General features: G+C 54.8%; 10 protein-coding genes and 1 tRNA gene. 10 read left to right on the forward strand and 1 reads right to left on the reverse strand.

Annotation, left to right across the window (positions count from 1 at the left end):
* Positions 1-39 precede the first annotated feature (39 nt).
* From HCF10_RS19965 to trbL, 9 genes are all read left to right on the forward strand, one after another.
* Positions 40-3,783, forward strand: coding sequence for an EAL domain-containing protein (locus HCF10_RS19965; RefSeq protein ID WP_167656236.1), 3,744 nt, complete (start codon positions 40-42; stop codon positions 3,781-3,783).
* Between the two features lie 16 nt (positions 3,784-3,799).
* A tRNA-Ile gene (locus HCF10_RS19970) sits at positions 3,800-3,876 on the forward strand.
* Positions 3,877-4,001: 125 nt separating this feature from the next.
* A complete protein-coding gene (locus HCF10_RS19975; protein WP_167656237.1) occupies positions 4,002-5,090 on the forward strand; it encodes a site-specific integrase in 1,089 nt (362 codons plus the stop codon).
* A gap of 226 nt (positions 5,091-5,316) precedes the next feature.
* A complete protein-coding gene (locus HCF10_RS31485) occupies positions 5,317-5,535 on the forward strand; it encodes a helix-turn-helix domain-containing protein (protein WP_237683155.1) in 219 nt (72 codons plus the stop codon).
* Positions 5,536-5,590: 55 nt separating this feature from the next.
* Positions 5,591-6,436: a helix-turn-helix domain-containing protein gene (locus HCF10_RS19980; RefSeq protein ID WP_237683156.1), complete on the forward strand. Its 846-nt coding sequence runs from the start codon at positions 5,591-5,593 to the stop codon at positions 6,434-6,436.
* A gap of 99 nt (positions 6,437-6,535) precedes the next feature.
* Positions 6,536-6,697, forward strand: coding sequence for a TraK family protein (locus HCF10_RS19985; protein WP_237683158.1), 162 nt, complete (start codon positions 6,536-6,538; stop codon positions 6,695-6,697).
* A 328-nt stretch (positions 6,698-7,025) separates the two neighbouring features.
* Complete coding sequence (gene traJ / locus HCF10_RS19990) at positions 7,026-7,400, forward strand: conjugal transfer transcriptional regulator TraJ (RefSeq protein ID WP_167656240.1); 375 nt, start codon at positions 7,026-7,028, stop codon at positions 7,398-7,400.
* 42 nt (positions 7,401-7,442) lie between these two features.
* On the forward strand, positions 7,443-8,195 hold the full coding sequence (gene trbJ / locus HCF10_RS19995; protein ID WP_167656241.1) for a P-type conjugative transfer protein TrbJ: 753 nt from the start codon (positions 7,443-7,445) through the stop codon (positions 8,193-8,195).
* A gap of 205 nt (positions 8,196-8,400) precedes the next feature.
* Positions 8,401-9,795 (forward strand): P-type conjugative transfer protein TrbL, encoded by a 1,395-nt coding sequence (gene trbL / locus HCF10_RS20000; RefSeq protein WP_167656242.1) that lies wholly within the window; start codon positions 8,401-8,403, stop codon positions 9,793-9,795.
* Positions 9,796-10,183: 388 nt separating this feature from the next.
* On the opposite strand, the gene HCF10_RS20005 is transcribed toward trbL, so the two are convergent.
* Positions 10,184-10,693 carry a hypothetical protein gene (locus tag HCF10_RS20005; protein ID WP_167656243.1) on the reverse strand — a complete coding sequence of 170 codons (510 nt, stop codon included), beginning with the start codon at positions 10,691-10,693 and terminating at the stop codon, positions 10,184-10,186.
* Positions 10,694-11,225: 532 nt separating this feature from the next.
* On the opposite strand from HCF10_RS20005, the gene HCF10_RS20010 reads away from it, so the two are divergent.
* Entirely contained in the window at positions 11,226-14,024 is a 2,799-nt protein-coding gene (locus HCF10_RS20010) for a type I restriction endonuclease subunit R (RefSeq protein WP_167656244.1), read from the forward strand.
* The last annotated feature ends 3 nt before the right edge of the window (positions 14,025-14,027 follow it).

Below are 14,027 nucleotides of genomic sequence, written 5' to 3' on the forward strand. Positions count from 1 at the left end.
CTACACTCGAAACATTCCCCGTGCCATAACGAGACCGTTATGCCCAGATTGCCGACTGTGTTACTCCTGTCGCTGCTGACCTGGACCGCAACGGCTGACGCGTTGACTCTTAGCGATGATGAGCGCGGCTGGCTGGCGGACCATCAGGAGTTGCGCGTGGGCGTGGACGCCTCCTGGCCACCCTTCGAATACCGTGATGAAGATGGCCGCTACCAAGGCTTGGCGGCGGATTACGTTCGCCTGATCCAGGAACGCCTGGGTGCCAGGATCAAACTGATCGAGCCGGTCAATTGGAGTGCCTTGCTGGAGCAGGCACGCCACAACCAACTCGACCTGCTGCCGGGCATCATGTCTACCCCCGAGCGCCAGGGCTTTATGGCATTCACACGGCCTTACCTGGACTTCCCCATTGTCATCCTTGCCCATGAAGGCGGCGCCCGACCACGCAACCTCAATGACCTTTATGGGTTGAAGATTGCCGTGGTGGAAAATTATGCGCCCCATGAACTGCTACGCACCCACCATCCAGATCTCAACCTGGTGGCCATGCCAAATGTCAGTTCGACGCTGCAGGCCTTGGCCACCGACGAAGTCGACGCCGTGGTAGGCGACCTCGCATCGAGCGTCTGGAGCCTGCGCCAGCTCAAGCTTGATGGCCTGTACGTAAGTGGCGAAACGCCATACCGCTATCAATTGGCGATGGGGGCACCACGCGACAACAAAATACTGGTGGGCATCCTGGACAAGGTTCTTGCTGACCTCAGCCCGGCCGAAACCGAAGCCATCCAGCAACGCTGGGTGGGCAGCCTCACCGACCACCGTACGTTCTGGACCGACCTGCTGATGTACGGCTTGCCCGCTGTGCTGTTGTTGAGCACCGTATTGGCCATCGTCATTCGGATCAATCGCCGGCTCAGCTCGGAAATTTCCCGCCGTGTCGCCCTTGAACAGGAACTGCGCAGCAGCGAATACCACTATCGCGGCCTGGTGGAGAGCTTGTCCGCTATCGCCTGGGAAGCCAGCGTTACCGATTTCACCTACAGCTATGTATCACCTCATGCAGAGGAACTACTCGGCTATCCACGCGCCCACTGGCTGATTCCAGGCTTCTGGCGCAACATCATTCACCCCGCCGACCTGCTCCGTGCAGAAACGTACTGCTACCGCGAAACCCGTGCCAACCGCGATCACAGCGTTGATTATCGCGTGATCACCGCCGACGGCCGCTGCCTGTGGGTGCGTGACATTGTCAGCCTGATCGAGCACGGCCATGAGCCGGTGCTGCGGGGCTTGATGATCGACATCAGCGAAGCCAAACGCACTGAAGAGGCGCTGCAGCTTTCCGAGCAAAAGTTTGCTTCCGTGTTTCAACAATGCCCGGACATCCTGGTGATCGCGCGGCTGTCCGATGGCTGCCTGCTGGAGGTCAATAAAGCGTTTGAGGATCAAGTAGGCCTGAAGGCCGCAGACGTGATCGGAAAAACCGCCACCGCCCTGAATATCTGGGACATCCCAGGCATTGGCCCGGACCTGTTGCAACGGGTGCAGACCACCAGCATTCGCAACCTGGAAATGCCTTTTCTGCGCAGCAACGGCCAGGCCTTTACCGGGCTGGTTTCCGCCGAGCCGTTTCAACTCGACACCACGGAAGCCATCGTGGTGGTGGTACGTGACATCACCCAGCTCAAGGAAACCCAGCAGCAACTGCAAACCTCCGAGGAAAAATTCGCCAAGGCCTTCCATGCCTCTCCCGACGGCTTGCTGTTGAGCCGCCAGAGTGATGGCCTGCTGATTGAAGTGAACGATGGTTTCAGTCGCATCACCGGCTTCGCCAGTGCGACATCCATCGACCAATCAACCCTGGACCTGGGCATCTGGGTCGACCTCAACGAACGTAAACACATGCTGGAATTGATGCAGCGAGACGGGTTTGTGCGTGATTTCATCTGCCATATACGGCGCAGCGACGGCCAGATTCGACTGTGTGAAGTCTCCAGCCGCCCACTGCCAATCGCCGGTGAAGAGTGCATGCTCACCATCGCCCGGGACATCACCGAGCGCCAGCTGATGCAGGAAAAGCTGCAACAGGCCGCGACGGTATTCGAAAGTACCGCCGAGGGCGTATTGATCACCGATACCCGCCAGAACATCAGCGCCGTCAACCGCGCCTTCAGCGAAATCACCGGCTACAGCGAAACCGAAGCACTTGGCCAGACACCGCGCCTGCTCGCCTCCGGCCTGCATGACAGCGCCTTCTACGCCGCAATGTGGCACCAGCTGACGGCCCAAGGTCATTGGCAGGGCGAGATCTCCAACCGCCGCAAGAACGGCGAGTTGTACCCCAGTTGGCTGACCATCAGCGCCGTGCGCAACCGCGATCAGTTGATCACGCATTTTGTCGCGGTGTTTGCCGACATCTCCAGCCTCAAGCTGGCCCAGGCGCGCCTCGACTATCAGGCGCACCACGACCCACTGACCGGCCTGCCGAACCGCACGCTGTTTGAAAGTCGGTTGCAGGCGGCCCTCAACGGCCATCAGGAAACCGGTAAACAAGGCGCGGTGCTGTTTCTCGACCTGGACCGCTTCAAACACATCAACGACAGCCTCGGCCACCCGATCGGCGACCTGCTGCTCAAAGACATCGCCGTACGCCTCAAGGAGCAATTGCGCGACATCGACACCGTCGCGCGCCTGGGCGGCGATGAGTTCATCATCCTGCTACCCGGCCTGCAACACGCCAGCGATGCCGAGCAACTGGCCAACAAGCTGCTGGCCTGCTTCACCCCGCCGTTCCAGGCCGGCGAACACGAATTCTTCATCAGCGCCAGCATCGGCACCAGCCTGTACCCCCAGGACGGTACCGACGTTGCCACCCTGGTCAAGAACGCCGACGCCGCGATGTACCGCTCCAAGGCCAAGGGCCGTAACCGGGTCGAAAGTTACACCCGCGACCTGACAGCCCAGGCCAACGAGCGTGTGGCACTGGAGCACGAACTGCGGCGTGCGATCGAACGTGATGAGTTGAGCCTGTATTACCAACCAAAACTGAGCCTGGTGACACAAGAATTGATCGGCGCCGAAGCCTTGATCCGCTGGCACCACCCCACCTTTGGCGATGTCCCGCCCGAACACTTTATCGCCCTGGCCGAAGAGAACGGCACGATCCTGCAGATTGGCGACTGGGTCCTGGAGCAGGCCTGCCTGCAAATGCACGCCTGGCAGACCCGCTTTGATGACTTCGGCCCGCTATCGGTCAACCTCGCCGGCGCGCAATTGCGCCACCCTGGTTTACTGGATCGCATCGAACAGCTATTGCGCGACTACAGTCTCGAACCGGGCTGCCTGCAACTGGAGATCACTGAAAACTTCATCATGAGCCAGGCCGAAGAAGCGCTGGCAGTCCTGCACCAACTCAAACGCCTGGGCGTACAACTGGCGATCGACGATTTCGGCACCGGCTATTCGTCCCTCAGCTACCTCAAGCGCCTGCCGCTGGATTTCCTGAAGATCGACCAATCCTTCGTCCGCGGCCTACCCGACGACCCCCACGACGCCGCCATCGTGCGCGCCATCATCGCCCTGGGCCACAGCATGCAATTCACCATCATCGCAGAAGGCGTGGAGAACCCCGCGCAGCAAGCCTTCCTGGCCGCTGAAGGCTGCGAACAGATGCAGGGCTACATCGTCAGCCTGCCGCTACCGCCCGAGCTTTTTGCCGCTACCTTCCTTCGCAGGAGCATTGAGGATTTTTCGGATAGCACAGTGGAGAAACCATCGTTATAATCCGCGACCTGTTACAGGGCCTATAGCTCAGTTGGTCAGAGCAGAGGACTCATAATCCTTTGGTCCACGGTTCAAGTCCGTGTGGGCCCACCATACTCAAAGCCGCGCATTGCGCGGCTTTCGTGTTTCTGGGTGGATCACCACAGATACAGTCCTATGGTCCAAGAGTACAATTTAGGTACAGTGCTGGTTCGCCAGCCGCCTAGGAGCACCCTCTCATGGCTACTCTCGTAAAGACCCCTTCCGGCACCTGGAAGGCACTCATTCGCAAAACTGGCTGGCCCACCGTCGCCAAAACCTTTGGCACCAAGCGTGATGCGGAGGACTGGTCTCGGCGTACCGAAGACGAAATGGTTCGGGGTGTGTACATCCAGCGCAGCGGTTCTGAGCGTATGACGCTGGAAGCGGCTCTCAAGCGATACCTGAGTGACATTACCCCTACCAAGAAGCCCACCACCCAGCGTGGCGAAACCTCGAAAGCCAAGAAGCTCACAGAACACCTGGGCAAGTATTCACTCGCAGCCCTTTCCGCTGAAACCATTGCAAACTATCGCGACAAACGACTCAATGAGCCGGGCCGCGCCGGCACCATCAGTAACAACACCGTACGCCTGGAGCTGGCTCTGCTCAGTCACGTATTTACCGTCGCTATTCAGGAATGGGGATTGGGCCTTACGTTCAACCCGGTACTGAACATTCGCAAGCCAAGCCCAGGGGAAGGCCGCAATCGTCGACTGTCGGCCGACGAGGAACGCCGGTTACTGGCTGCCGTGAATGAGCACAGCAATCCCATGCTGGGCTGGATCGTTGGCATCGCCCTGGAGACGGGTATGCGCTCCACTGAAATTGGCTCGCTACGCAAACCCCAGGTCGATCTTAAGCGACGCATCGTGAAGCTGGTGGATACCAAGAATGACGCCCAGCGCACGGTGCCCTTGAGCAAACGGGCCACGGCGCTTTTCCAAGCAGCCATGGAAAATCCAGCTCGGCCGAACGACTGCAATCTGGTGTTCTTCGGTGAGCCTGGTAAGGATGGAAAGCGTCGGTCTTATGCGTTTACCAAAGTTTGGGGCTTGCTGGTGAAAAAGCTTGAGTTACCCGATTTCAGGTTCCACGACTTGAGGCATGAGGCGGTGAGTCGTTTGGTTGAGGGCGGCCTGTCTGACCAGGAGGTATCTAGCATCAGCGGCCATAAATCAATGCAGATGCTAAAGAGATACACGCACTTACGATCGGAGGATCTGGTAGCGAAATTGGACAGAATCTCCAACAGGAACAAAAAATCTTTAGCTAAACAACAACAATAAGTTTAGCTAAAATAAAATGCTTAAAGGCCCATCCAAAATAATCTGCTAAATCGACTATAAAATTTTAGCGGCTAAAACCCAACACAATAAGCCGCCTAGTTTAGCTAAAACCCCGAAGCGAAGTTTAGCTAAAGTTATAAATGTCAATATAATTTTTCACAAAGAGCTTCCAAATCTACTTAAGTATGTCATACGATATTCGAAGTTAATCGGATGAGACCTAAATATGACTACTGAAGAATCAATACGCGCGCTTTTTTCAGGGGCTCCGCTCTTGTCTATTGACCAGTTAGCGGAGTTACTTCACAGGAGCAAGGATGGTCTACGGATTAGCTTGAGCGGCGACAATGAAGTTTCCAGAAAATTCTTACCTTGCAAGATAAAAATCGGGAGAAGGATCTACTTCCGGACTGCAGATGTCGCCAAAGCTATAGATCAGGGCTAGTTGTATGTCTATAACTTTGATCGTGGAAAGACAGGGCCACTCAAAGGGTTTCACAATGATACCCAATCATATAATCAATGACGAAAACCTTAGCCTGAAGGCTAAAGGAATAATCGCATCATTACTTTCATTGCGCCCAGACTATGAGGGTCTCAGTATCGAGCATCTTGCCAAAATACACCAGGCAGGGACCACGGCCATTAGGTCTGGGGTGCAGGAGCTGAAGGATGCAGGCTATTTAGAAATCGAGCAAAAATATGACGCGCGAGGGCATTACTCTGGGTACGAATGGAGACTAAGGGATCGTTCAAAGCGGTCCAAAATGCCAGAGCCCGGCATCGAAATTCCGAATGTGGAAAATCCGCGATCGGATCATCCGACTGCGGGAATACCTAGACCTACAAATACATATACAAAACAAAAACTAAAAAAACCAAATACAACTACATCTCAGGCAAATGCCGATGGGCTTCCGGTGCCGCCGCTGCGGTTGACAGCCCCAATGCTTACGGAAACCCGTGAGCAGGTTTTCAAAGCACTTGAGCAGGTTCCGCTCGCCGACCAGCAGCGGATGCTCGACGAGTTGTCCGCTGCGATCAAGGCGGGGACGATCAAAACGACGGCTATCCGCTGGTTCCACGGGGTGATCAAACGATATCGGGAAGGGACCTATAACTTTAAGCCACAGGCCCTACAACCTGATTTGGAGCGAGGCCCACAGCCACTGCCCAGCACGCCTCAAAAAGCAGCGCAAAACGCCCCCCCAAGTGTTAGGGCTAACGAGCGCTCTGATTTAGGCAAGGAGTACTTAAGCAAATTAAAGAGATCTAGGCGTAGCTCGAATTCGTCTCCAGTTTGCGAGTTATCAAATGAGGGGCGGCTACTAGGTCAAGACGAATAACGTCGTCAGGAGGAAGCAATGAAACCATTAACGCTCAGAATCGCAGAGTATGTGATTCAACACGCAGATCCATCTAGTCCATCAGCCCATCGTGCAGTGATGGTCATACATCGGCCGCAGATACAGGATGCGGTTCAGCGCGGATATTCATTGTTGAGTATTTGGAAAACGCTGAGCGAGGAAGGCGTAGTTAATTTTGGTTACCAGGCTTTTCGTCGGTACAGTCGGAAGCTCATCACGAAAAAAAGCGACGATTGCTAAAGAGATCAATCAGGCTTTCACCTATCGGTATTTAGCCGTTGTTATCCCGAACAATATTGCTTTTGACGTTCATTTACCGAACAACAGAGTTGTTTTTCAGATCAACACTCGATTTATCCGCAAAACAACGTCATAGCTCGTCCTAAGAAATGGACACTGTTCGCCAAAACAACAGCGAGATCTTGGGCAAGATAGGTGAAGTTAGCCAACCGACAAGTCGGTTAGCCAATTTCACTATCGCGTATTCGCGCCTGCGGCACTCAATGCTGTCTTGCTCTGCGAGGCATGTCGCTACCGCAACGTTCTGGACACCAGAAGGAGGTTAACTATGAGTTCTAACAAACGGCTGGAACACACTCGAAAACACGGAAAGCATCTTCGAGTGCCGGTCTTACCGAGCGAGGAGCAAATCATTAAAGAGAATGCAGAAAATGTGAGTTTGACAGTTGCGGAATATCTACGGCGGCTAAGTCTAGGTTACGTGATTAAAAGTACGCTCGACTCTCAATACGTATTGCAACTCGTTAAGGTCAACGCGGACCAGGGCAGACTTGGTGGATTACTGAAGCTGTGGCTAACCGATGACCCCAAGCTGGCTGCCTGCGGCAGTGCTTGGACGCCCGGTGTCGTGCGAGCTCTTTTGAAGCGAATCGAAGCCAACCAAGACGAAATGCTCCGGCTAGTCCAGGCGCTGAAATTTTAGCGGCTAAAAAATCCGTACCTCACTTTTCCTTTTGGAGTCCACATGAGCATGCCACGAACCATACGAAGAATAAGCTGGCTGATTGTAGCCCTGCCCTTCCATGTCGTTGCCGGCATTCCGGTGATCGACGCTGCCAACGCCGGTCAAGCGACGATCAGCGCGCTTCAAAACGTCGCGGCGGTGACCAAGCAGATTGAGCAATACAAGACCCAACTGCAGCAGTATCAAAACATGCTGCAAAACACTGCTGCGCCTGCGGCCTACATCTGGAGCGAAGCCGACCAGACGATTTCTAAGCTGCTCGCAGCGCAGGACACACTCAGCTATTACAAAACTCAAGCAGGGAGCCTCGAACAATACCTTTCGCGCTACCAGGACACAGCTCATTACGACGAAGCACCCTGCATAGGTGTGGACACTTGTACGACTCAGGACCACGAAGCCATCGCCAATGCACAGAGCCAAGCCACCACTGCCCGTAAAAAGGCAAACGACGCCCTTTTAACCAGCGTCTCGAACCAACAGGGGACCCTGCAAACAGATGCCGACGCGCTTGCGCGCATGCAACGCTCGGCGACCAGTGCCACTGGCCAAATGCAGGCGATTCAATCGGCCAATCAGTTGGCCAGCGCTCAGACCAACCAACTTCTACAAATTCGCAGCCTGCTAATCGCTCAGCAAAATGCTCTCGCCACCAGTGCCCAAATTGAAGCTGATCGTGACGCTCAAAGTCTTGCAGCTAGTAACAGGGCGCTTGCCGGTCGCAACAGCAAAAGCAGCGACAAGGAGTGGTGAGCAAATGCGCCGAGCTATTCGACTTATCTCCGGTATAGCGCTCGTGGTTCTACTCATGAGCGGTTGCGATGCACCGGACAATCCCAAGCCTCCCGGTTGCCTTGGATCAGATGGACGACAGTTACAGCAGAGCGGCCCCACCGACTATGCAGGCTGCGTCCTAGGGCATGGAAACACCCCAAGCACAGACAGGAAATGGTGACCCATGAAGAAGCTACTCCCCATCTACCTATTGCTCATCACACTGGCATTTAGTCATACCGCTCAGGCAGCCGGCCTGGACAGCGGCAACATGCTCAACAAAATTCTCGATAGCTTTTCGACGGTTGCGGTCACCTGGCGCTCCGAGATCACCAGCAAAGCATCTTGGCTATTTTGGGGATTAGCGTTAATCAGCATGACTTGGACCTATGGCCTGATGGCACTGAGGAACGCTGATATACAGACCTTCTTTGCCGAAACAATTCGCTTCTTCGGTACTTTGGGCTTCTTTTGGTGGCTACTCGTCAATGGCCCCGCTATATCTTTAGCCATCATCGATACCATGCGGGCCATCAGTGCAAACGCCTCTGGGCTAGGTAGCGGCTTGTCGCCATCGAGCATCATCGATATCGGTTTCAATATTCTCACGAAGGTCGGGGAATCCTCATCGGTGATGTACCCAGTAATTACAGCGCTGATGCTTGCCGCTGCCATCGTGGTGCTGGTGATACTGGCCCTAATCGCGGTCAATATGCTCCTGCTGCTCGTATCGGCATGGTTGCTTGCTTACGCAGGTATCTTCCTCTTAGGATTTGGTGGCAGCCGCTGGACCTCGGATATCGCAATCAACTTCTATAAAACCGTGCTTGGCGTGGGCATCCAGCTTTTCACCATGACGTTTCTGATCGGCGTAGGTAAGTCATTCCTGGACCAGTACTACAAGGCGTTTGAGGTTGGAACTCCAGATTTGAATAGCCTCTGCGTGCTGCTTGTGGCTTCCGTGATATTGCTCACGCTGGTCAACAAGCTCCCGCCCATGCTGGCTGGCATCGTCGGCTCAGGCGGACAAGCTTCGGGGATCGGCAGCTTCGGTGCTGGAGCCGCACTAGGGGCAGCCACAATGGCGGCATCAGCAGTAGCGTCAGCAGGTAGCGCCGCATTGGCAGGAGCTAATGAGTTATCAGGAGGCGCTTCGGCAATCAGCGCAGCTTTCAAATCGGCTCACGCCAATATGGAAGGCACCTCGAACGACACCGGTACCGTTATGAGTGACTCAGCGAGTGATCAGCAAACATCAGGCGGCCAAGGGCAATCTGCTTTTGCGCAAGCTATGGGCTCAGGCACCGGGCAAGAATCAGGGTATGCATCGCGAGTGGCGACTGCGGGAAGGCTAGCCGCTAACGCAGCTTCGCTTGTTGCGGACCATGTGGGTCAAAGCATCAGCAACCGTGCCAGTGACGCGATAGCAGGTACGGCAGGTGGAAGGTTAGCGACAGAGATTGATGAAAGCAGTAAGAAATCGCAGTCTGGCGAGAATCCTGTATTCGAGGGCAACAGTTTGAGCATGCGCTCTGATGACATTTCGGACTTCGTTAACAACCATCCAACCCAGGACTAGGCTCAAATGGCACCGCCGCAGGCATACTGCTGCGACCAGTCCTAACCTTTCAGCTCGGGAGCAGGCATATGAAGCAATCTATTCCTCCAATTGAACCACGATTCATTGATGATCAAAACGAACTTATTGATTCGCTGCCTACCTTCGTCACGCGCACGACACTTCGATCTATCCTTCATGCGAATGGCGCGAAAACCCTCCTGGAGCTTAAAGCTCGTTCAACCGCCTCAATAGGGGTTGAAGCGGTGCCCTCTGAGGAACGTAGGATCGAATAGCTACTATCTGACACGGCAGCCCCCATTGGCAGCCTTGGCAGCCTTGTCTGCCTTATTCACGAGCTGAAGGACGATAGGCGTTTCGTTCCTGACCTATCCTCGCCCGCTGTGTATCAACGAACTAGTTCATCGAAGGCCAATGTAGCTCGGGCATTTGCAAGAAATCCATCTTCCTTTTCGAATTTCTCACACACGTACTCACCATCCCGATTTCGGTAGCCCAAGGCCAGATCCGTCAGATGCTCTCGATGAATCATGTATGCCGCAGTTACTCTCGCTTGGCTAGCGTACGCTGAGCCTTGAAAAATCGCCCTCAGCCCACCCATGGCGCAATCCATTGCCTCGTTTTGCTCGCGCAAAAAGTCGATGAAAAGCTGTTGTCGTTCAGCCGGTTCCGTTTTGACGCCCCTCGGCCGGCCGTCCTCATGCTCAATCCCGAAGATGAATGCGGCACCATTGGACTCAACGAACATTACGTCGCTGAACACCTGACATTTGCCGCCTGACACACATGCTTTGATATCAGCTACCCATAGCTCGTCGGCATTGCTATCTGGAAATTTCCCAGCAAAGCGTGGGGTTGACGCTGCATAGATCGATGCGGCCCGCATAGACTCAGCCATAGACGGTTCCTCCTATTGAGCAGTTCACTGGTCCACAATTGTAGTATCAACTCAGGCATGTGCAGACGTTGCTGGCAATGGCTCCTATCAGCTTCAAAGGTGGTATCGACACGCTGCTTTACTAGGCAGTGGTCAACGTATCTGGAGCCACTGCAAACCATCACTTGGGCGAATAGTGAGAAACACCGGATGCGGCCTCTGTCTGGCCGCAGGCGCAGCATCCACCTCCAACTCGATAATGGGATGCCTGCGTCAGAGAAGCGACTTGAGAAAGCGGGGGCCGAATGGCTCCGTAGAGATGCCCACGGCTGACTTGCTCAAACTGCGATCAATTTCACCTAGTTACGTTAGAATCAGCAGCTGGACATATTGGAGGCAGGATCGGTCGATCTGTATGGGCAGAGGTATCCATGACATAGATGAGCACCCAAACTGACCAGACCAGCTGCCCTCGCGGAAATCTGCTGTTCTGGGCGGAGCATCCGCACACGGGTTGATCTCAAAGTCGCTAAATTGGAAGAGACTATAAAAAATGTTTCAATCGGAAGCGCAAACACGATCAGAGCTTGTAAATCAGCAGCTTGCGCGATCTGGCTGGAACGTCAAAGACCCCACACAGGTGGTTGAAGAGTTCGATATCTTGATCGGCTTGCCTGAAGGCGTGGCTGAACCACGTACGACTTACGAAGTTCATCAGTTCAGTGACTACGTTTTGTTGGGCAAGGATCGCAAGCCGCTGGCCGTCATTGAGGCCAAGAAGACCAGCCGAGACGCCGCCATAGGCCGCGAGCAGGCCAAGCAGTATTGCTACAACATTCAAAAGCAGCTGAGCGGCGAACTGCCTTTCTGTTTCTACACTAACGGTCACGATATCTACTTTTGGGATCTGGAAAACGCCCCGCCGCGCAAGGTCATCGGCTTTCCCACGCGCGACGATTTGGAGCGCTTCGCCTATATTCGCCGCAATCGCAAGCCGCTGACGCAAGAGTTCATCAACACTTCGATTGCAGGTCGTGATTATCAGATCCGCGCCATCCGTTCAGTACTCGAAGGCATCGAGCAGAAAAAGCGCGACTTTCTGCTGGTGATGGCTACTGGCACCGGAAAAACCCGCACCTGCATCGCCATGGTCGATGCGCTGATGCGCGCGGACCACGCCGAGAAGGTGTTGTTTCTAGTCGACCGTATTGCCCTGCGCGAGCAGGCACTGGCGGCCTTCAAGGAACACATGCCCAACGAGCCGCGCTGGCCCAATATGGGCGAAAAGCTGATTGCCACGGACCGTCGCATTTACGTTGCCACCTATCCCACAATGCTCAACATCATTCGGGATGAGGCGCAACACCTGTCGCCACACTTCTTCGATTTCATCGTCGTCGATGAAAGCCATCGCTCCATTTACAACACCTTCGGCGAAGTACTCGACTATTTCAAAACCATCACCTTGGGTTTGACGGCTACGCCAACCGATATCATTGATCACAACACATTTAAGCTCTTTCATTGTGACGACGGCCTCCCGACCTTTGCCTACACCTTCGAAGAAGCCGTGAACAACCTACCGCCTTACCTCTCCGATTTCCAGGTCATGAAGATCCAGACCAAGTTTCAGATGGAGGGCATCAGCAAGCGCACCATTTCGTTGGAAGACCAGAAAAAGCTGATATTGCAGGGCAAAGAGGTTGAAGACATCAATTTCGAAGGCACCCAGCTCGAAAAGCAGGTAATCAATAAGGGCACCAACACCCTGATCGTCCGCGAGTTCATGGAAGAATCCATCAAGGACGCCAACGGCGTGCTGCCAGGCAAGACCATTTTCTTTTGCGCCACTAAGGCGCACGCCCGGCGTATGGAAGAAATCTTTGACAAGCTCTACCCACAGCACCACGGCGAGTTGGCCAAGGTGCTGGTGTCGGACGATCCGCGCGTCTACGGCAAAGGCGGTCTGCTCGACCAGTTCACCAACAACGACATGCCACGCATCGCCATCAGTGTGGACATGCTCGACACCGGCATTGATGTGCGCGAAATCGTGAACCTCGTGTTCGCCAAACCAGTTTATTCTTACACCAAGTTTTGGCAGATGGTCGGGCGCGGCACTCGCTTGCTGGAAACCAGCAAGCCCAAGCCCTGGTGCCTTGAGAAAGATGCGTTCCTGATCCTCGACTGCTGGGACAACTTCGAATACTTCAAGCTCAATCCCAAGGGCAAAGTACTCAAGCCGCAATTGTCGCTGCCCGTGCGGCTGGTGGGTCTGCGGCTCGATAAGATCGAGAAGGCCAACGACAGCGGCCATGTCGACATTGCCAGTCGTGAAATCACCAAGCTCCGCCTGCAGATTACTGCGCTGCCCAAGGAATCCGTGGTGATCAAGGAGGCCGCCGCTGCCCTGGCAAGGTTGGACGACGACAACTTCTGGATCAGCCTCAGCCACGACCGGCTAGAATTCCTGCGCGCCGAAATAAAGCCGCTGTTCCGCACCGTCTCCGAGGCCGACTTCAAGGCCATGCGTTTCGAGCGCGACCTGCTCGAATATTCGCTGGCCATACTGAACGAAGACAAGGAGCAAGCGGAAATCCTCAAAGAGGGCATCGTCGAACAGATCAGCGAGCTGCCACTCTCGGTCAGTTTCGTGAAGCAGGAAGAAACCCTGATCCGCGCCGCGCAGACCAGCTACTACTGGGCCAAGGCCGATGAAGACGCCTTCGACAATATGGTCGCCAAACTCGGCCCGCTGATGAGATTTCGAGAACAGAGCACTGGCCAGGAGCAAACCCACCTCGACCTGGCCGATGAACTGCACAAGAAGGAGTGGGTGGAATTCGGCCCGCAGCACGAGGCCGTGAGCATCACCCGCTACCGTGAAATGGTAGAAAGCCTGATTGCGGAACTGACCGAGCGCAACCCTGTGCTGCAGAAAATCAAGAACGGTGAAGTAGTGAGTGCAGATGAGTCCTGTGAGCTAGCCGATATACTCCACGAAGAGCATCCGCATATCACCGAAAACCTACTGCGCCAAGTCTATAGAAACCGTAAGGCGAGCTTTATCCAGTTCATCCGCCATATCCTGGGCATAGAAGTGCTCAAGAGCTTCCCGGACGAGGTCAGCGCGGCCTTCGCCCAATTCATCCGCGCCCACACCACGCTCAGCAGCCGGCAGATGGAGTTCCTCAACCTGCTGAAGAACTTCATCATCGAGCGCGAAAAGGTGGAGAAGAAAGACCTGATCAACACCCCCTTCACGGTCATTCACCCACAGGGCATCCGTGGAGTATTCAGTCCGGGCGAAATCAACGAAATCCTGCAGCTGACCGAACGGTTGTCTGCCTAAATA

Origin of the sequence: Pseudomonas sp. B14(2022) (assembly GCF_012030485.1) — a bacterium.
Taxonomy (GTDB): Bacteria; Pseudomonadota; Gammaproteobacteria; order Pseudomonadales; family Pseudomonadaceae; genus Aquipseudomonas.

What these genes read in the sequence shown, in the direction of transcription:
- HCF10_RS19965 (WP_167656236.1), top strand. Translation starts at nt 40, where the DNA reads ATGCCCAGATTGCCGACTGTGTTACTCCTGTCGCTGCTGACCTGGACC.
- HCF10_RS19975 (WP_167656237.1), top strand. Translation starts at nt 4,002, where the DNA reads ATGGCTACTCTCGTAAAGACCCCTTCCGGCACCTGGAAGGCACTCATT.
- HCF10_RS31485 (WP_237683155.1), top strand. Translation starts at nt 5,317, where the DNA reads ATGACTACTGAAGAATCAATACGCGCGCTTTTTTCAGGGGCTCCGCTC.
- HCF10_RS19980 (WP_237683156.1), top strand. Translation starts at nt 5,591, where the DNA reads ATGATACCCAATCATATAATCAATGACGAAAACCTTAGCCTGAAGGCT.
- HCF10_RS19985 (WP_237683158.1), top strand. Translation starts at nt 6,536, where the DNA reads ATGGTCATACATCGGCCGCAGATACAGGATGCGGTTCAGCGCGGATAT.
- traJ (WP_167656240.1), top strand. Translation starts at nt 7,026, where the DNA reads ATGAGTTCTAACAAACGGCTGGAACACACTCGAAAACACGGAAAGCAT.
- trbJ (WP_167656241.1), top strand. Translation starts at nt 7,443, where the DNA reads ATGAGCATGCCACGAACCATACGAAGAATAAGCTGGCTGATTGTAGCC.
- trbL (WP_167656242.1), top strand. Translation starts at nt 8,401, where the DNA reads ATGAAGAAGCTACTCCCCATCTACCTATTGCTCATCACACTGGCATTT.
- HCF10_RS20005 (WP_167656243.1), bottom strand. Translation starts at nt 10,693, where the DNA reads ATGGCTGAGTCTATGCGGGCCGCATCGATCTATGCAGCGTCAACCCCA.
- HCF10_RS20010 (WP_167656244.1), top strand. Translation starts at nt 11,226, where the DNA reads ATGTTTCAATCGGAAGCGCAAACACGATCAGAGCTTGTAAATCAGCAG.